15 protein-coding genes are annotated in these 17,468 nt (G+C 62.6%); 7 read left to right on the forward strand and 8 right to left on the reverse strand.

Going from position 1 to position 17,468, the window contains the following annotated elements; genetic code table 11:
• The first annotated feature begins 62 nt into the window (after positions 1-62).
• The gene (locus tag EQW76_RS05475) at positions 63-977 is read left to right on the forward strand and encodes a sugar kinase (protein WP_142823401.1); all 915 of its coding nucleotides are present in this window, start codon (positions 63-65) and stop codon (positions 975-977) included.
• Here EQW76_RS05475 and EQW76_RS05480 read toward each other — a convergent pair.
• Positions 974-1,375, reverse strand: coding sequence for an ester cyclase (locus EQW76_RS05480; protein ID WP_142823402.1), 402 nt, complete (start codon positions 1,373-1,375; stop codon positions 974-976). The two genes, EQW76_RS05475 and EQW76_RS05480, sit on opposite strands and share 4 nt — an antisense overlap.
• A gap of 237 nt (positions 1,376-1,612) precedes the next feature.
• Here EQW76_RS05480 and EQW76_RS05485 point away from each other — a divergent pair, with 237 nt between their 5' ends.
• Complete coding sequence (locus tag EQW76_RS05485) at positions 1,613-2,650, forward strand: glycosyltransferase family 1 protein (protein WP_224127808.1); 1,038 nt, start codon at positions 1,613-1,615, stop codon at positions 2,648-2,650.
• Between the two features lie 33 nt (positions 2,651-2,683).
• On the opposite strand, the gene der is transcribed toward EQW76_RS05485, so the two are convergent.
• From der to EQW76_RS05500, 3 genes are all read right to left on the reverse strand, one after another.
• Complete coding sequence (der, locus tag EQW76_RS05490) at positions 2,684-4,159, reverse strand: ribosome biogenesis GTPase Der (protein WP_142823404.1); 1,476 nt, start codon at positions 4,157-4,159, stop codon at positions 2,684-2,686.
• Positions 4,160-4,175: 16 nt separating this feature from the next.
• On the reverse strand, positions 4,176-4,859 hold the full coding sequence (locus EQW76_RS05495; protein WP_142823405.1) for a tetratricopeptide repeat protein: 684 nt from the start codon (positions 4,857-4,859) through the stop codon (positions 4,176-4,178).
• A gap of 119 nt (positions 4,860-4,978) precedes the next feature.
• Complete coding sequence (locus EQW76_RS05500) at positions 4,979-5,566, reverse strand: NnrU family protein (RefSeq protein ID WP_142823406.1); 588 nt, start codon at positions 5,564-5,566, stop codon at positions 4,979-4,981.
• Positions 5,567-5,656: 90 nt separating this feature from the next.
• Between EQW76_RS05500 and EQW76_RS05505 the strand changes: the two genes are divergently transcribed.
• The gene (locus tag EQW76_RS05505) at positions 5,657-6,673 is read left to right on the forward strand and encodes a polysaccharide deacetylase (RefSeq protein WP_142823616.1); all 1,017 of its coding nucleotides are present in this window, start codon (positions 5,657-5,659) and stop codon (positions 6,671-6,673) included.
• A gap of 74 nt (positions 6,674-6,747) precedes the next feature.
• Here EQW76_RS05505 and sbmA read toward each other — a convergent pair whose 3' ends face one another.
• The 3 genes from sbmA to EQW76_RS05520 form a co-directional block, all read right to left on the reverse strand.
• Positions 6,748-8,013: a peptide antibiotic transporter SbmA gene (sbmA, locus tag EQW76_RS05510; RefSeq protein WP_142823407.1), complete on the reverse strand. Its 1,266-nt coding sequence runs from the start codon at positions 8,011-8,013 to the stop codon at positions 6,748-6,750.
• 238 nt (positions 8,014-8,251) lie between these two features.
• On the reverse strand, positions 8,252-9,004 hold the full coding sequence (map, locus tag EQW76_RS05515) for a type I methionyl aminopeptidase (protein ID WP_111222625.1): 753 nt from the start codon (positions 9,002-9,004) through the stop codon (positions 8,252-8,254).
• A 127-nt stretch (positions 9,005-9,131) separates the two neighbouring features.
• Positions 9,132-9,623, reverse strand: coding sequence for an SRPBCC family protein (locus tag EQW76_RS05520; protein ID WP_142823408.1), 492 nt, complete (start codon positions 9,621-9,623; stop codon positions 9,132-9,134).
• A 152-nt stretch (positions 9,624-9,775) separates the two neighbouring features.
• On the opposite strand from EQW76_RS05520, the gene EQW76_RS05525 reads away from it, so the two are divergent.
• Positions 9,776-10,984 (forward strand): TIGR03862 family flavoprotein, encoded by a 1,209-nt coding sequence (locus EQW76_RS05525; protein WP_142823409.1) that lies wholly within the window; start codon positions 9,776-9,778, stop codon positions 10,982-10,984.
• A 93-nt stretch (positions 10,985-11,077) separates the two neighbouring features.
• Here EQW76_RS05525 and glpK read toward each other — a convergent pair whose 3' ends face one another.
• Positions 11,078-12,571: a glycerol kinase GlpK gene (glpK, locus tag EQW76_RS05530; RefSeq protein WP_142823410.1), complete on the reverse strand. Its 1,494-nt coding sequence runs from the start codon at positions 12,569-12,571 to the stop codon at positions 11,078-11,080.
• A 162-nt stretch (positions 12,572-12,733) separates the two neighbouring features.
• Between glpK and EQW76_RS05535 the strand changes: the two genes are divergently transcribed.
• The 3 genes from EQW76_RS05535 to xdhB are packed head-to-tail and all read left to right on the forward strand — an operon-like array spanning position 12,734 to position 17,352.
• Positions 12,734-13,507: a 3-hydroxybutyrate dehydrogenase gene (locus EQW76_RS05535; protein WP_142823411.1), complete on the forward strand. Its 774-nt coding sequence runs from the start codon at positions 12,734-12,736 to the stop codon at positions 13,505-13,507.
• Between the two features lie 42 nt (positions 13,508-13,549).
• Complete coding sequence (gene xdhA / locus EQW76_RS05540; protein ID WP_142823412.1) at positions 13,550-15,016, forward strand: xanthine dehydrogenase small subunit; 1,467 nt, start codon at positions 13,550-13,552, stop codon at positions 15,014-15,016.
• A complete protein-coding gene (xdhB, locus tag EQW76_RS05545) occupies positions 15,016-17,352 on the forward strand; it encodes a xanthine dehydrogenase molybdopterin binding subunit (RefSeq protein WP_142823413.1) in 2,337 nt (778 codons plus the stop codon). Before xdhA ends, xdhB begins: the two co-directional genes overlap by 1 nt.
• Positions 17,353-17,468: the final 116 nt, after the last annotated feature.

A 17,468-nucleotide genomic window follows, 5' to 3' on the forward strand; every position in this document is an offset into this window, starting at 1 on the left:
GCCTTGCCCGCCCTGCGTCGAAGGCCTACAGCAGGCGCAGGAATGCGATGAGGGAGAGTATCGTGGGCGGACATTTTTTGTCGATCGGCGAGTGCATGGTGGAACTGTCGCAGGCGGGCAACGGCCTGCTGCGCAAAGGCTTTGCCGGCGACACGTTCAACACCGCCTGGTACGCCAAGGCCTGCCTACCATCGGACTGGTCCATCGATTATTTTACGGCCGTCGGTGACGATCCGATGTCGGACGAGATGCTGGCCTTTATGAGCGGCGCCGGGATCGGCACATCCTATATCCGCCGCATCCGGGGTCGCACTCCGGGCCTCTATCTCATCAATCTGAAGGACGGCGAGCGCACCTTCAGCTACTGGCGCGAATCCTCGGCCGCACGCCAGCTTGCCGTCGATGGCGACCGTCTGCGCGAAGCCATCGAAGCCTCCGACGTCGTCTATTTCTCCGGCATTACGCTTGCGATACTCGCCCACGACAGCGCCGAAACCCTGCTCTCGGAACTGCGCCGCGCCAAGGCGATCGGCAAGCTGGTGGTGTTCGACCCGAACCTGCGCCCAAGGCTTTGGACCAGCCTCGACACCATGCACGCAACCATCAGCGAGGGCGCCCGCGCCGCAACGCTTGTCATGCCGAGCTACGACGACGAGGCCGCCCATTTCGGCGACCCATCGATTGCCGCCACCATCCGCCGCTACCGGCAGCTCGGCGCTCCCCTGGTCGTCGTCAAGGACGGTGCCAAGGGCGTGACCGTCAGCACGGTCGCTGGCGACACCCTGGTCGAAGCCGAACACGTTGCCGAGGTCATCGACACAACCAGCGCCGGCGACAGCTTCAACGGCGCATTCCTCGCCGAATACCTGAAGAGCAAGGATCTTGTCGCTGCAGCCCGCTTCGCCGTGAAGATCGCCGCCCGCGTGATCTGCGAGCACGGCGCATTGGTGGAGCGAGAGAAGCTCGGACTTGGTTAAGACGTCTTGCCGTCAAGCTGCGCCTCAATGGCTGTCTTGTCGATGACCGACCAGACATGCCGGATCTTGTCGTTGCGAAATTCGTAGAAGACGTTTTCCGAAAACGAGACCTTCCGTCCGTTCACCGCAAGGCCGAGGAACGTTCCCGCTGGCGTGCAGTCGAACTGCAGTCGTGCGGCGATCCTCGGCGGATCGGCGATCAGTAGATCGATGACGAATTGCAGGTCGGGTATTTGCCGGAAATCGTTTTCCAGCATCGCGCGATAGCCTGAAAGACCGATCTGCCGGCCATTGTGCTCCACATCGTCGTCAACGAACTCACCGAGGAGCGTCCAATCCTGCCTGTTGAGACAGTCGATATAGCCTCGGTAGAGGGTCGCAAGTTCGGCATCGGCCATGAGATTGACTTCCTTTGCGCATTCCAGAGTACACCGAAGAGACCTAAAGCTGCATTGCCATCGAAGCAAACCGAAGGGTGTAATATTTTCATCATCGACGGTCGTCACAATGGCTAGGCCCGGAATCATCGGATGGCGTGGGATGTTCCGCGCCGCCGCGATCGACCGGGATGGAACAGTCGACCCATGCTGCAACGTCTATCGAACATCGCCCCCGGGAAATCGCCGGCGCCGGACATGGCCCTGGGCGAACGACTGCTCATCGTCACCGATGCCTGGCACCCGCAGGTCAATGGCGTCGTGCGCTCCATCGAGAACACCAATCGTGAGCTGACGCGCATGGGCGTCACCGTCTCCATGCTGACGCCAGAGGGGTTTCGCAGCATCCCCTGCCCGACCTATCCGGAGATCAGGCTCTCGCTTGCAAGCTATCGGCGCGTTGCCGCTGCGATAGAGGCAACGCAGCCATCCTACGTACACATCGCCACGGAAGGTCCGCTGGGGCTGACGGCGCGGCGCTGGTGCGTGCGCAACGGCATGCAGTTCTCGACCACCTACCACACCCGCTTTCCCGAATATGTCGCAGCCCGCCTGCCGATCCCTAAGTCCTGGCTCTATGCCTTCATCAGGTGGTTCCACAATGGCGGCTTCGGCTGCATGGTGGCGACACCGAGCCTTGCCGCCGAGCTCAAGGCCAAGGGTGTGCGCAACCTGCTGCCGTGGAGCCGCGGCATCGATGCGACGCTGTTCAGGCCTCAGGCACAGGAAGATTCGCCCTTCGGCCTGCCCCGGCCGATCTTCATGACCGTCGGGCGCGTCGCCACGGAGAAAAACCTCCCGGCATTCCTGGATCTCAACCTGCCGGGCTCGAAAGTGGTGGTGGGTGGAGGACCTGATCTGGAGGATCTGAAGAAGCGCTACCCGGACGTGCTGTTCACCGGCGCGAAATTCGGCGAAGAACTGGCCAGCGCCTATGCGCAGGGCGATGTCTTCGTCTTTCCATCGGTGACAGACACCTTCGGCAATACCATTCTCGAAGCGCTTGCGAGCGGCGTTCCGGTCGCAGCCTACCCGGTCACCGGCCCGGCCGATATTCTCGGCGATCATCCGACCGCCGGCGCCGTCGACAAGGACCTCAGGAGCGCCTGCCTGCGAGCGCTCTCATGCTCGCGAGAGGCCGCCCGCAAACTGGCACTCACCTATTCCTGGGAAGCCGCAACGCAGCAGTTCCTCGACAACGTGCGGATCGCAAACGGCAAGATCAGACGGCGCTGAGGACCGACGCAGAGGCGCACCGGTCCCGAAGGATCAGCGTTCCTTCTTGCGCTTGCTCGGATAGGGGTTCTTCCGCTTGCGGTTCTCGAACGGATTTTCCGACGCATGGAAATGGATCCGGATCGGCACGCCCGGCATCTCGAAATCCTCGCGCAACCCGTTGGTCAGGTAACGGATATAGGATTCCGGCAATGAGTCCGGCCGGGTGCACGAGATCATGAAGCCCGGCGGACGAGCCTTGACCTGCGTCATGTATTTCAGCTTCAGCCGGCGGCCGGACACGGCGGGTGGCGGATGCTGGACCTGGCGCGCATCCAGCCAGCGATTGAGCTTGGCGGTGGCGATGCGCTTGTTCCAGACCTTGTCGGTATCGATGATCGACTGCATCAGCCGGTCGAGGCCATCGCCGGTCTGCCCGGCAATCGTCACGGCACGAATGCCGCGCGCCTGCGGCAGCAGCCGGTCGGTCTTTTCGCGCAGGTCGGCGAGCACGGTCTGCCGGTCCTCGATCAGGTCCCACTTGTTGAAGGCGATGACGGCAGCACGGCCTTCGCGGATGACGAGGTCGACGATCTGCAGGTCCTGCTTTTCGAACGGGATCGTTGCATCGAAGACGATGACCACCGTCTCGGCAAAGCGGATTGCCCGCAGCGTGTCGGCAACCGACAGCTTTTCGAGCTTCTCGGTGACGCGTGCCTTCCGGCGCATGCCGGCGGTGTCGAACAGCTTGATGGTCCGGCCGCGCCAGGCCCAGTCGACGGAGATCGAATCGCGGGTGATGCCGGCCTCGGGGCCGACCAGCAGGCGGTCCTGGCCGAGGAAGCGGTTGATCAGCGTCGACTTGCCGGCATTCGGGCGACCGACGATGGCGACGCGCAGCGGCTTCGTCTCGTCGTAATCGGGCTCTTCTTCCTTCTCGTCGTCGAACACATCGTCGCCGTCGAGCGGCAGCGAGACATCCGTCTCGGCCACGTCGTCCTCGTCTTCCTCGATTTCCGGCGGATAGGCGCGGTCCTGGCCGATGGCTGCGACGATTGCGTCGTGCAGGTCGATCATCCCCTGGCCGTGTTCGGCCGAAATCGGGCAAGGCTCGCCGAGCCCGAGGGTGAAGGCGTCATAGAAACCGCCATCGGAGCCCTTGGCTTCCGACTTGTTGGCAACCAGCACGACCGGCTTGCCGCGCCGCCGCAGAAGCTCGCCGAACACCTTGTCGAGCGGCGTCAGGCCATATTTGGCATCGACCACGAACAGCGTCAGGTCTGCCTCCTCGATCGCAGCTTCGGTCTGGGCGCGCATCCGGCCCTCGAGCGAATCCTCATGGGCTTCTTCCAGACCGGCCGTGTCGATGATGGTGAAATGCAGGTCCATCAGCTTGGCATCGCCCGGACGACGGTCACGGGTGACGCCCGGGGTGTCATCGACGAGCGCCAGCTTCTTGCCAACCAGGCGGTTGAACAAGGTGGACTTGCCGACGTTCGGGCGACCGACGATCGCAACCGTGAAATTCATGGCGATTGGTGTTCCTTTAGCCCTGGGTCTGCGGGGCTTTGCCCGAAGCTTCGATATTATCAAGCATCATCTGGGCACGATTGGCAATATTGCGGGGTGACTGCTGGTCGCTGACGATGGCCTGGAACCACTGCCGGGCCTTGGCGAAATCGCCGGCCTTGTAAGCGGAAAGACCCAGGACTTCGCGCGCAGAATGGCGGAAGGCACTAGCCGGCACGGCCATCTCCTCGGCGAGCGCGGAGACCTGTTGATAAGTCCCGGTGTCGACCAGCAGGAAGGCGGCGCGCAGGCGGGCAGCGTCGGCGATAACGGAGGGAACGCCGGACTGCTTGCTGATTGCGGTGAACGCGGCCACGGCACCGGCCGTGTCGCCCTTTTGCGCCTGCAGCGACGCGGCACGCATGCTGGCGAGCAGCGGATAGGCGCCCTTGCCGTCTTTTTCGATGGCAGAGAGGGCTGCCAGTGCATCGTCGGTCTTGTTCTGGTCGGCCAGCGCCAGCGCGGCGAGAAACTTGTCGCCGTTGTCGCCGGCCTGATGGGTTGCCCAGTAGCGATAGCCGACATAGCCGGCCGTCCCGATAACGACCAGCACTGCGAAGCCGATGATCAGGCGGCCGAAACGGCGCCAGACGAACTGCATCCGGTCGGAGCGCAGTTCCTCGTTGACTTCGCGGATGAAGCTGTCGTCGTTGAATGCCATTCTCGTCTCCGGCTCCGGCCAAAACTTGCATGCATAAAAGGGAGCGCGCCGGCAGGATGCAGCGCATGAACGCGCCTTCTACCCGATTTTGCGCCCGTTGTAAGGGGGAACCGCAGAAATCACATCATTGCCAGCGGCGAAACGCCGATAAGCCACTCATGCAGCTTCCAGATGATGGCGCCCCAGAGCACGATGCCGAGGACGACCGCCGCCGCATCGTATTTCACTGACACGAACGGGCGTGGGGTGATTTCGCCGGCCCGAGCCCGGCGCTTCAGCGATATCCGCACGACAACGCCCCAGGCGAGGAAGGAGGCAAACAGCAGCACGCCGGCGCTGTCGCCGTTTGCCAGAAGATGAGCGAGCGCCCAGATCTTCACCGCCAGCACCGTCGGATGCTTCGTTCTGGCGGCGATATGACCGGCCGGCAGCAGGCCGGCCACGAGACAGATGCTGGCGATCAGCATAAGCGTCAAGGTGATGTGCGAGGCCCAGGCCGGTGGCGAATACAGCACCGTCGTCTCGTAGCGGGCGATGCTGAAGGCATAGATCAGCAACACCAGCGTCAGGAGGCTGGCGACCGACTGCAGGACGATCCAGGCGGGACGCCCGAGGCGCTCGATCATCGACAGCCGGAACCCCGGCGCCAGCGCCTGGATCAGGTGAACGCCGAGAAAAAGTATGATGCTGACGACAAGCAAAGCCATGGGGAAATCCTTTGAATCAAGACCACCATCCCTATCGGCTCGGGTTGAAAATTGAAAGCAGCATCAAAGCTTCGCCGCATTCCTCATCCAATGGCGTCCATCGAGCAAACTGACACGGTGCTTCTTTTGCGTTTCATCCCCGCCTCCGCCCTCGCCCTTTCCCTCGTGCTGCCGATAGCAGCCCAGGCAGACGAGAAACCGAAGCAGATCGTGCTGATTTCCTTTGACGGCGCCCATGACAACGCGCTCTGGACGAAGAGCCGAGACATGGCCCGGCGCAATGGCGCTCACTTCACCTATTTTCTCTCCTGCACCTTCCTGATGAACCGCGATCAGGCCAAGGCCTATCAGGGACCAGGGCATAGGCCTGGCAAGTCGAATGTCGGCTTTGCCCATAGCGACGAGGAAATCCGCACACGCATCGCCAACATCTGGGGCGCCCACCAGGAAGGCGCCGACATTTCCAGCCATGCCTGCGGCCATTTCGACGGCAAAGATTTCAGCAAGGCCGACTGGCTGCAGGAATTCAAGGCAGCACAGGTAGCGCTTCGCGATGCCTGGAAGAATTCCGGCGCCCCGACCGACGAACCTGAGGGCTGGGAGGACTTCGCCACCCACGACGTCAAGGGATTTCGCGCGCCCTATCTCTCCACCAGCGATGGCCTCGTTGCCGCCGAGAAGGAAATGGGCTTCGTCTACGACGCCAGCCTCGTCACCCGTGGACCCATGCTGCCGAAGACCGAAAATGGCCTGCCGCGTTTCGGACTGCCCCTCATCCCGGAGGGCCCGGACCATCATCTGGTGATCGGTATGGACTACAATCTCTATGTCCACCACTCGAAAGGCGTCGAGGACCCTGCCAATTCGAAAGCCTATGAGGACCGCAGCCTCAACGCCTACGAAGCCGCGTTCAAGACGCAATATGACGGCGACCGCATCCCCCTTCAACTCGGCTTCCATTTCGTCGAAATGAATGCCGGCGCCTACTGGCGAGCGCTCGACCGCTTCCTCGGCGACGTCTGCCAAAAACCGGACGTCGCCTGCATCAGCTACTCCGAAGCCCTGCCAATGATCGCCGCACGGGGCAAGACGGCGTCCGGGCTCTGAAACGTCGTACCGTTTGCAGACCCCACGAAAAAAGGCTCCGTCTCCGGAGCCTTTTTGCATTGTCGCTGGAATTCTCAGGTTTCCGGGTTCTCGCTTTGCGCCTGACGCTCCAGATAATGGCGATCAATCGCCGGCAATGGCTCGTCGTCGATGGCCGCCTCGAAGGACTTGAGGCGCTTGTGGATCGATAGCAGCTCGATGATCGTCGTCCAGGAGTTGACGAGATACTGGAAGGAATTGCTGACCTGTCCAAACGCTGTCGAGATCTGCTGGAAGATGCCGTAGGTGATGGTACCGGCCACAATCGTCGGCACGAGCATGAAGACCACGAACAGCGCGTCCGCCTGGACATAGAAATAGCGGGCGACGTTGAAGTACAGGTAGTGGAAATACATCCGGTAGTAATTGCGCCGAACGTTTCCGAACAACTCCGTCAGCGTTGCCGGCTGGGCGCGATCCGCATGGTCCTCGCCGTAGACGAGTTCCTTGCGATAGGCTGCCTCGACGCGCTGGTTGCGGAAGTTCAAGCCAGGCAGCTTGATGCCGGCGACAGCCAGCAGCACGGTCCCGAAGACAGACCAGAACAAGGCCAGCCAGAACAGCGAATTTGGCACTTTTCCGATAAATGGCAGATCGGTGACGTAGTTCGACAATGCGAGCAGGATAGGCAGGAACACCACCAGCGTCATGACGGAATTGATGAGCGTGATGCCGAGCCCTTCGAGCGTGCTCGAAAAGCGCATAGTGTCTTCCTGAACACGCTGCGATGCACCTTCGATGTGCCGCAATTTTTCCCACTTGGACGCATAGAAATTGTTCATCGCCGTGCGCCAGCGGAAAATGTAGTGGCTGGTGAAGAAGTCGGTGACGATCGAGACGAACATGCTGAGAAAGGCGATCTGCGCGAACACAATCATCAGGTCGTAGAAATTCTCGACTGATATACCGGGTTTCTTGGACAACGCATTCTGCAGGAGGTCCCCGAACGGCCGGCGCCAGTTATTGACGACGACGCTGATCTGGACGCCGAAATAAGTCACGAAGATGATCAGCGCAGAGCCCCAGACCGACCACAGCTTCCATGGGTGATTGATTGCCTTCAGATGCCAAAAACCACAGAAGATTATGCCCGAAAGGAAGAAGTAACCGTAGAACCAGAGATTCTCGCGCAGCAGGAAGAACGACAGGTCGATCGGCTGCTGATCTTCCGGAACGGGTCCGAAGCCTAACGTCACACCGAGATGCGCTGCGCCAAGATACCAGCCAAAGATGGCAACCAGCGTCCAGACGATGAGGGAGGTGAAGAACACCTTGGGCTGAGGAAAGAAGGAATGAAACACAGAGATCGCTTTCCTGAACGGGAAGATGGGAAGCATCAGCCGATGCTGATTTTGCGGGAACCTAAGGCAGTTCCAAAGCAGCGGCAACGCTCTTCCCGCTTTCTTACACATTTGTAACGGCTTGTTCCCAGGATATCATCCGATTGCTGAGCGCATCGGCGCCACGCACCGCCGGGAGGTTGCATCTGGCTTCGCGTGCCCGCGTCGCCGAGGCTGCGCGCCGATCAGGTCAGGCGCCTTATTCGTCCGCCAACGTCAAAATCACAGGCCCGTTTCGGGTGGCGATGACGGTGTGTTCGAACTGTACGGTAGGCGCGCGCGGATCGCTGTAAAGGGTCCAGGCATCGTCGCCGCCCTCGGCCCAGCTGGCGCCGAGCGACAGGAAAGGCTCGACGGTGAAGACCAGCCCGTCCTGCATGATCCGCGTCTCGCTCGGATCGGCCCAGGTCGACACCTCGGCCGGCTCCTCGTGCAGCGAGCGGCCGATGCCGTGGCTGGCCAGATTGGCGATCAGCGTGTAGCGGTGCTTTGCAGCAAAGGCGCCGACGGCCTTGCCGATCTGCAGGAAAGGCACGTCGCTGCGCACCTGGTTGAGGCCAACCCACAGCGCCCGCTTGCCATCGCGGCACAATCGCTCGATCTTCGGCTTGACCGGTGGCACCGTGAAGGATGCGCCCGTATCGGAAAAGAACCCGTCCTTTTCGGCCGACACATCCAGATTGACGAGATCGCCGGCCGCAATGACGCGCGGGCCCGGAATTCCGTGCGCCACTTCCTCGTTGACGCTGATGCATGTCGCGCCGGGAAAGCGATAGACGGTCTCGGGCGCCGACCGTGCACCGGCGTCTTCAAGCGCCTTGCGGCCGATAGCATCGAGCTCCAGCGTCGTGATCCCCGGCTCGAGAGCTGCAGCCATCACCTTCAGCGCATTTGCGCAGATACGGCCGATGTCCTTCATCTTGGTGAATTCGTCGTCGCTTGAAATGATCATCGAAACAGGATTCCGGCTCTAGCGGCCCTGTCGGGCCAAACGGATGGAGCGCTGGCTTTCGCGCCTCCTCGCTCGTCCGTCAATGCCTTTTTCCCTGTGCGCCCGTCATTTGCGGCCTATCCGGCGCTCAGAGCGTCCCCACCAGCGACGCCAGCTGGTCGGCGCACTGGCCCCAGCCCTCGTAAAAACCCATGTTCTCGTGCGTTTCGCGATCCTCTGCGCTCCAGTGCAGCGCCCGGGCGGTGTAGCGTGTCTGGCCGTTGCCGATGTCCTCGAACGTGACGATGGCGGTCATGAACGGCTTGGCCGAGGGTATCCAGGCGCTGGTGAAGGCGTCAGTGAAGACCAGCTTGCGGTTTTCGACGACATCCAGGTAGACGCCGCGGTTGGGATACTCCACGCCATCCGGCCCGAGCATCACGATGAAGCTGGTGCCGCCCGGACGCGGATCAAGCTCGGCAGTCGTGGTCCTGAACGGCAGCGGGGCAAACCACTGCTTCAGCAGTTCCGGCTCCGTCCATGCCCGGAACAGCTTGTCGGGCGTCGCTGCAATGACCCGCGTCAGCGACAACTCGTGACGGACGATATCGGCTTCGCGGACCGTATCTTCTTCGCTCATGGGACATTCCTCCTCGGTGATTGCCTGGACATATGCAGCAGCGGAAGTCTAGGACAAGTCCGGGATCTCGCCAATGGCTGCATGCCTGGACGCAGTGCTTGCACCTTTCCCCGTCAAGCGCGAGAAGAGGCAGAAATCCAATCGGTGAGACGATGACCAGAAAACAAATTGCCATCATAGGCGCCGGCCCCGCAGGTCTCATGGCCGCTGAGGTGCTGGCCAGTTCCGGCCACGCTGTCAACGTCTATGACAGCATGCCGACGGTCGCGCGCAAATTCCTGCTGGCCGGCAAGTCCGGCCTCAACATCACCCATTCAGAGGACCATGCCGCGTTTGCCAGCCGCTTCGGCAGTTCCAATCCCAGGCTTCGCCCTGCCCTCGACGCCTTTGGCTCGGATGCGGTGCGGCAATGGGCAGCAGATCTGGGCATTGAAACCTTCGTCGGCTCCTCCGGCCGCGTCTTTCCCCGCGCCATGAAAGCCTCGCCCCTGCTGCGCGCCTGGTTGAAGCGCCTGCAGGCCGCAGGCGTCACCATCCTTGCGCGACATCGCTGGATCGGCTTTGCCGATAACGGCCATGTTTTCGAGACGCCGGAGGGCAAACGCACGCTACCGTCAGATGCGACATTGCTGGCATTCGGCGGAGCCAGCTGGCCAAGGCTCGGCTCGGACGGCCAATGGACGACAGCGCTCGCAGACTCAGGCGTCGAGATAGCGCCGTTCCGCCCGGCAAACTGCGGCTTCGATGTCGAATGGAGCGAGGATATCGTCACCCGCTTTGCCGGCGCACCGCTGAAATCCGTGACGGCCACCTCGGATGCCGGCACGTCTCCGGGCGAATTCGTCATCGGCCGGCATGGCATAGAGGGTAGCCTCGTCTATGCCCATGCCGCAGCCCTTCGCGACCGTCTTGAGAGAACCGGCAGCGCCAGCCTCACGATCGACCTTGCACCGGGGCGAAATGCAAACCGGCTGGCAAAGGACCTGGCCCGCCAGGGCGCCAAAGCCAGCCTCTCCAATCGCCTGCGCAAGGCAGCAGGCATCGAGGGCGTCAAGACCGCGCTGCTGCGGGAATTCGTGCCCGCCGCCGATCTTGCCGATCCGGACCGTCTCCCCGGCTGGATCAAGGCGCTGCCGATCCCGGTTCTCCGGCCGAGGCCGATAGCCGAGGCGATCTCCTCTGCCGGCGGCATCGCCTGGGCTGCGATCGACGAGGGCTATATGCTGAAGGCCCGACCCGGGACCTTCGTCGCCGGCGAGATGATCGACTGGGAGGCGCCGACCGGCGGTTACCTGCTGACGGCGTGCTTTGCCACCGGCCGCGCCGCCGCTAACGGTCTGGATGCCTGGCTCAAGCGCTGAATGAAGCAGTTGAATCAGCCTTCCCGCCGAGTGACGCAAGCGATTAATACGATTCGGTTTTTCAGATCCTTCGGGCCGGAGATTCCGGCCTGACTACCCGCCGCTCAGGGTGCGCCGCACAGCGTCCTTCCAGCCCTTGAGCTTGACCGCGCGCGTCGCCTCGTCCATTTCGGGCACGAATTGCCGGTCGACGGCCCAGGCCTTGGCGAAGGCCTCGCGCTGTGGCCAGACGCCGGCGCGGCTGCCGGCAAGCCACGCGGCCCCGAGAGCCGTCGTCTCGAGAATCGTCGGGCGATCTACCGGCGCGTCGAGCAGATCGGCCAGCCGCTGCATGGTCCAGTCGGAAGCGACCATGCCGCCATCGACCCTGAGCACCGTCTCGTCCGCGCGCTTCTTCCAGTCCTTGTGCATGGCGTCGAGCAGGTCGCGTGTCTGGTAGCAGACTGCTTCCAATGCCGCATGGGCAAATTCCGCAGGGCCCGTGTTACGCGTCAGCCCGAATATCGCGCCGCGTGCATGGGCATCCCAGTGCGGCGCCCCGAGCCCGGTAAAGGCCGGCACGAGGTAGATATCCTGTCCGGGATCGGCCTTGGCCGCCAACCTGCCCGATTCCTCGGCCGAGCCGATCAGGCCCATGCCGTCCCGCAGCCACTGCACCGCAGCCCCTGCGATGAAGATCGAGCCTTCGAGCGCATAGGTGGTCTTGCCATCGAGACGGTAGGCGATGGTGGTGAGCAGCCGGTTCTTCGAGCGCACCCTGTCCGAGCCGGTGTTGAGCAAGGCGAAGCATCCGGTGCCATAGGTCGATTTCATCATGCCGGGCTCGAAGCAGGCTTGCCCGATCATGGCCGCATGCTGGTCGCCGGCAACGCCAAGAATGGGGACCGCCGCGCCGAAGATGTCGGGATCGGTGACGCCGAAATCGGCGGCGCAATCCTTGACTTCGGGCAGCATCGCCGCTGGCACGCGCAGGATGTCGAGCAGCTCCTCGTCCCACTCGTTGTCGGCAATGTTGAACATAAGGGTCCGAGACGCATTGGTGGCGTCGGTGACGAAATTTTTGCCCCCGGTCAGTCGCCAGATCAGGAACGTGTCGATCGTTCCGAAGCAGAGTTCGCCCCTTGCCGCCCGCGCACGGGCGCCTTTGACATTGGCCAGCATCCAGGAAAGCTTGGTCCCCGAAAAATACGGATCGAGCAGCAGGCCGGTGCGCTTCGTGAACAGTTTTTCCAGGTCCTGGCGTTTCAGCTTGTCGCAATAGGCCGCCGTCCGCCTGTCCTGCCAGACGATGGCGTTCTGGATCGGCTTGCCGGTGTCGCGCTCCCAGACGACAACCGTCTCGCGCTGGTTGGTAATGCCGATCGCGGCGATCTGCCCGGCCTCGATGCCGGCAGCGGCGATGGCATCGCGCACAGTCGAAAGCACGCTCTGCCAGATATCCTCCGGATCGTGCTCCACCCAGCCGGATTGCGGATAGATCTGCGGGAACTCCATCTGTCCGACGCCTGCCACCTTCATCTTGTCATCGAAGATGATCGCCCGCGCCGAGGTTGTTCCCTGGTCGATTGCCAGAATATAGCCGCTCATATGATGTCCGTCCTTCTCCCGAGACGACACCAATAGGACAGGCTCGCCCGTCTGAACAGAAAGCAAATGGTAAAATTATTGCCGCCGGCGGCAGGTTGTCAGTTGCAGGACTTTGGGACTAACCTCAAATTAAAGTAGCAACGCGCGGACAGAGAGCAGAGCATGGCCAGAACAGTCGTCGTCACCGGTTCCACCAGCGGCATAGGCCTTGCCATCGCCAGCGCCTTTGCCGGCAGGGGCGACAATGTCGTCATCAACGGCTTCGGCGAAGCTGACGAGATCGAGGCCATCCGCGCCAGCCTCGAGGTCTCCGGCGGCAGTGTCCTTTATCATCCGGCCGATATGACGAAGCCTGCCGAAATCGCCGACCTGATCGCCACCGCTGCGGCAGCCTTTGGCGGGATCGACGTGCTGGTCAACAATGCCGGCATCCAGCATGTCGCCCCGATCGAGGACTTCCCGATCGACCAATGGGACCGGATCATCGCCATCAACCTTTCCAGCGCCTTCCACACCATCAGGGCGGCAATTCCCTTCATGAAGGCCAGGCGCTACGGCCGGATCGTCAACATTGCCTCCGCCCATGCGCTGGTCGCCTCGCCTTTCAAAAGCGCCTATGTCGCCGCCAAGCACGGCATCCTCGGCCTCACCAAGACGGCGGCGCTGGAACTGGCCGAATTCGGGGTGACGGTGAATGCGATCTGTCCCGGCTACGTGCTCACCCCGCTGGTGGCGAGCCAGATCCCCGACACGGCAAAGGCGCGCGGCATGACGGAAGAACAGGTGAAGACCGAGGTGCTGCTCAAGGCCCAACCGACGCGCGAGTTCGTAAAGGCAGAGGAAATTGCCGCTTTGACGCTCTATCTGGCCAGCGACGAGGCGCGCCAGGTCACGGGAACGCACGTCTCGATTGACGGAGGATGGACTGCAGCCTAACCATGGCAGGTTGAAAGTTTATGACAAACGGCAAGAGGCTCCATGAACGACACGATCCGGTTCATCCTGAATGGCGAGGACATCGCCCTGTCGAGCCTGCGGCCGACGGAGACCCTGCTGGATTTCCTGCGCATCGGCAGGCACATGACCGGCACCAAAGAAGGATGCGCCGAGGGCGACTGCGGTGCCTGCACGGTTCTGGTCGGGAGGCTGATCGACGGCGGGCTGCATTACGAATCGGTCAACGCCTGCATCCGCTTTGTCGGCTCGCTGCACGGCACCCATGTCGTCACTATCGAGCATCTGGCCGCCCGCGACGGGACGCTGCATCCCGTCCAGCAGGCGATGGTCGACTGTCACGGCTCGCAATGCGGTTTCTGCACCCCCGGTTTCGTGATGTCGCTCTACGGCCTCTGGCTCGCCAACGAAAAGCCAGGCCGCGCCGCCATCGAGAAGGCCTTGCAGGGCAATCTCTGTCGTTGCACCGGCTACGAGCCGATCGTCAAGGCGGCCGAACAGGTGAGCCTGCTGCGCCCGAGCGCGCTGTTCGATCCTTTGCAAAAGACCCGAGCCGACATCATGGCACGGCTCTGGGCGCTGCAGAGCCGCGAGACGATCACCGTATCTTCGGGCGATGAGCGCGTGATCGTCCCCGGCTCCATGGACGATCTCGCCCGCATCCTGGCACAGGAGCCGGATGCCACCGTGGTTGCCGGCTCCACCGATGTCGGCCTTTGGGTCACCAAGCAGATGCGGGTACTGAACCCGGTGGTCTTCATCAATCATCTCACCGAAATGCAGTCGATCACCTCAGGTGACGGCGGCTTTACCATCGGCGCCGGCGTCACCTATACGCGCGCCTTCGAGACTATCGCCTCCCGCGTACCGACACTCGGCCGGCTGATCGACCGTATCGGTGGCGACCAGGTGCGCAATATGGGCACCATCGGCGGCAACATCGCCAACGGCTCGCCGATCGGCGACAGCCCGCCGCCGCTGATCGCTCTCGGCGCCACCGTCAAGCTGCGCTCCGCTGCAGGAACCCGCCAGTTGCGACTGGAAGACTTCTTCATCGCCTACGGCAAGCAGGACAGGCATCCGGACGAGTTCGTCGAGAGCATCTTCGTGCCCTACCCGGCCGACGATGCCAAATTCGCCGTCTACAAGATCACCAAGCGCCGCGACGAGGACATCACCGCCGTGCTCGGTGCCTTCTACCTGACGCTGGACGCTAACAACGACGTTCACGACATCCGCATCACCTTTGGCGGCATGGCCGGAACGCCGAAGCGGGCCCGCACCGTCGAGGCCGAACTGATCGGCAAACCCTGGACCGAGGCCACCGTCGAGGCGGCGCGTCCCGCCTTCGATGCCGACTTCCAGCCCTTGACCGACTGGCGCGCCACCGCCGAATACCGACAGCTGACGGCCAAGAACCTGCTGCTGCGCTTTTATCTTGAGACCACGGGCGAACCGCAGGAACTCAGGCGCTTCGAGGAGATGGCGTGATGGACAAATCCACATTCGAGAAGCGCAAGATCATCAACGGCGCCATGCACGCGTCGCTGAAGCATGATTCGGCTCACAAGCATGTCACCGGCGCTGCCGACTACATCGACGACATTCCGGAGCCCGCCAACCTCCTGCACGGGGCGCTGGGCCTGTCCGACCGGGCCCATGCGGAGATCGAGGGCATCGACCTTTCCGCCGTTGCCGCCGTCCCCGGCGTGATCTGGGTGATGACCGGCGCCGACGTGCCTGGGATTAACGACGTCAGTTCGAACGGCAAGCACGACGAGCCGCTGCTCGCCGAAACAAAGGTCGAGTTCCACGGCCAGCCAATCTTCGCCGTCATCGCCACGACGCGCGAGATTGCGCGCCGCGCCGCACGGCTGGCCAAGATCGACTATCGCGACCTGCCGCACTGGAGCGACATCGATGGCGCGCTGGCCAACGGCGGCCCCGTCGTCTACGAGCCGATGACCCTCAAGCGCGGCGAACCCGAGACCGAGATGGCAAAGGCACCGCAGCGGCTGAAGGGCCAGATGCGGATCGGTGGCCAGGAGCATTTCTATCTCGAAAGCCATATCGCTATGGCTATCCCCGGCGAGGACGACGAGGTGACCGTCTGGTCCTCGACCCAGCATCCGAGCGAAATCCAGCATATCGTCGGCCACGTCCTCAACATTCCGTCCAACGCCGTGACCGTCAACGTTCGCCGCATGGGCGGCGGCTTCGGCGGTAAGGAGACTCAAGGCAACCAGTTTGCAGCGCTCGCCGCCATCGCCGCGAAAAAACTCAACCGCGCCGTCAAGTTCCGCCCAGACCGCGACGAGGACATGATCGCCACCGGCAAGCGCCACGATTTCCTGGTCGATTACGAGGTCGGCTTCGACGAAGACGGCCGCATCCACGCGCTCGACGCCACCTTTGCGGCGCGCTGTGGCTTCTCCTCCGATCTCTCCGGCCCGGTCACCGACCGTGCTCTCTTCCATGCCGATTCCAGCTATTTCTACCCGCACGTCCATCTGGTCTCAAAGCCGCTGAAGACCCACACCGTCTCGAACACCGCCTTTCGCGGGTTCGGCGGGCCGCAGGGCATCGTCGGCGCCGAGCGCGTCATCGAGGAGATCGCCTATGCTGTTGGCAAGGATCCACTGGATATCCGCAAGCTGAATTTCTACGGTCAGCCAGGCTCCGGCCGGACGCTGACCCCCTATCACCAGGAGGTCGAGGACAACATCATCGGCCGTCTCGTCGACGAACTCGAAGCCTCCGCCGACTACCGGGGCCGTCGCCAGGCGATCGTCGAATTCAACCGCAGCAGCCGCTACATCCGCAAGGGCATCGCGCTGACGCCGGTGAAATTCGGGATTTCCTTCACGATGACCGCGTTCAACCAAGCCGGTGCGCTCGTGCATGTCTATCAGGATGGCTCGATCCACCTGAACCACGGCGGCACCGAGATGGGCCAGGGCCTCTATACCAAGGTGGCCCAGGTGCTGGCCGAGGCCTTCCAGGTCGACATCGAGCGGGTAAAGATCACCGCGACGACAACGGCCAAGGTGCCGAACACTTCGGCCACGGCCGCCTCTTCCGGTTCCGACCTCAACGGCATGGCGGCCTATGATGCAGCCCGGCAGATCAAGGAGCGGCTGGTCGCCTTTGCTGCCGCTAAGTGGAATGTCGAGCCGGCAGACGTCATATTCCTGCCGAACCGGGTTCGGGTCGGCGAGATCGAGATCCCCTTCCCCGATCTCATCAACCAGGCCTATTTCGCCCGCGTCCAGCTTTCCGCCGCCGGCTTCTACAAGACACCGAAAATCCACTGGGACCGCAAGGCAGGGCGTGGCACGCCGTTCTACTATTTCTCCTATGGTGCCGCCTGCTCGGAAGTCTCCATCGACACGCTGACCGGCGAATATCTGATCGACCGCACCGACATCCTCCACGATGTCGGCAGGTCGCTGAACCCGGCCATCGACATCGGCCAGATCGAAGGCGCCTTCGTGCAGGGCATGGGCTGGCTGACAACGGAAGAGTTATGGTGGGACGCCAAGGGCCGCCTGCGCACCCACGCGCCCTCGACCTACAAGATCCCGCTCGCGTCCGACCGGCCGAAAATCTTCAACGTCAAGCTCGCCGAATGGTCGGAAAATAGCGAGCCGACCATCGGCCGCTCAAAAGCCGTCGGCGAACCCCCCTTCGTGCTCGGCGTTTCCGTGCTCGAAGCCCTCTCCATGGCCATCGCCAGCGTCGCCGACTACCGCCTCTGCCCCAGACTCGACGCTCCCGCTACGCCCGAGCGGGTGCTGATGGCCGTAGAGCGGCTGAAAGGCCGATGAGGACGAACGACTTGCCGATATCCCGCCCCGGACCGCAACAACCGTGCCGGGAAGCCGAAGCCGCACCGAAAAACCCTCGGCAAATCAACACCTCCCCTCATTCCTGTGCTGGCAAC

Origin of the sequence: Rhizobium sp. rho-13.1, assembly GCF_007000305.1 — a bacterium.
Classification (GTDB): Bacteria; Pseudomonadota; Alphaproteobacteria; order Rhizobiales; family Rhizobiaceae; genus Rhizobium; species Rhizobium rhododendri.

What these genes read in the sequence shown, in the direction of transcription:
- EQW76_RS05535 (WP_142823411.1), top strand. Translation starts at nt 12,734, where the DNA reads ATGGCCAGAACAGTCGTCGTCACCGGTTCCACCAGCGGCATAGGCCTT.
- EQW76_RS05520 (WP_142823408.1), bottom strand. Translation starts at nt 9,623, where the DNA reads ATGAGCGAAGAAGATACGGTCCGCGAAGCCGATATCGTCCGTCACGAG.
- EQW76_RS05485 (WP_224127808.1), top strand. Translation starts at nt 1,613, where the DNA reads ATGGCCCTGGGCGAACGACTGCTCATCGTCACCGATGCCTGGCACCCG.
- map (WP_111222625.1), bottom strand. Translation starts at nt 9,004, where the DNA reads ATGATCATTTCAAGCGACGACGAATTCACCAAGATGAAGGACATCGGC.
- glpK (WP_142823410.1), bottom strand. Translation starts at nt 12,571, where the DNA reads ATGAGCGGCTATATTCTGGCAATCGACCAGGGAACAACCTCGGCGCGG.
- xdhB (WP_142823413.1), top strand. Translation starts at nt 15,016, where the DNA reads ATGGACAAATCCACATTCGAGAAGCGCAAGATCATCAACGGCGCCATG.
- EQW76_RS05505 (WP_142823616.1), top strand. Translation starts at nt 5,657, where the DNA reads ATGGCGTCCATCGAGCAAACTGACACGGTGCTTCTTTTGCGTTTCATC.
- xdhA (WP_142823412.1), top strand. Translation starts at nt 13,550, where the DNA reads ATGAACGACACGATCCGGTTCATCCTGAATGGCGAGGACATCGCCCTG.
- EQW76_RS05525 (WP_142823409.1), top strand. Translation starts at nt 9,776, where the DNA reads ATGACCAGAAAACAAATTGCCATCATAGGCGCCGGCCCCGCAGGTCTC.
- EQW76_RS05495 (WP_142823405.1), bottom strand. Translation starts at nt 4,859, where the DNA reads ATGGCATTCAACGACGACAGCTTCATCCGCGAAGTCAACGAGGAACTG.
- EQW76_RS05500 (WP_142823406.1), bottom strand. Translation starts at nt 5,566, where the DNA reads ATGGCTTTGCTTGTCGTCAGCATCATACTTTTTCTCGGCGTTCACCTG.
- der (WP_142823404.1), bottom strand. Translation starts at nt 4,159, where the DNA reads ATGAATTTCACGGTTGCGATCGTCGGTCGCCCGAACGTCGGCAAGTCC.
- EQW76_RS05480 (WP_142823402.1), bottom strand. Translation starts at nt 1,375, where the DNA reads ATGGCCGATGCCGAACTTGCGACCCTCTACCGAGGCTATATCGACTGT.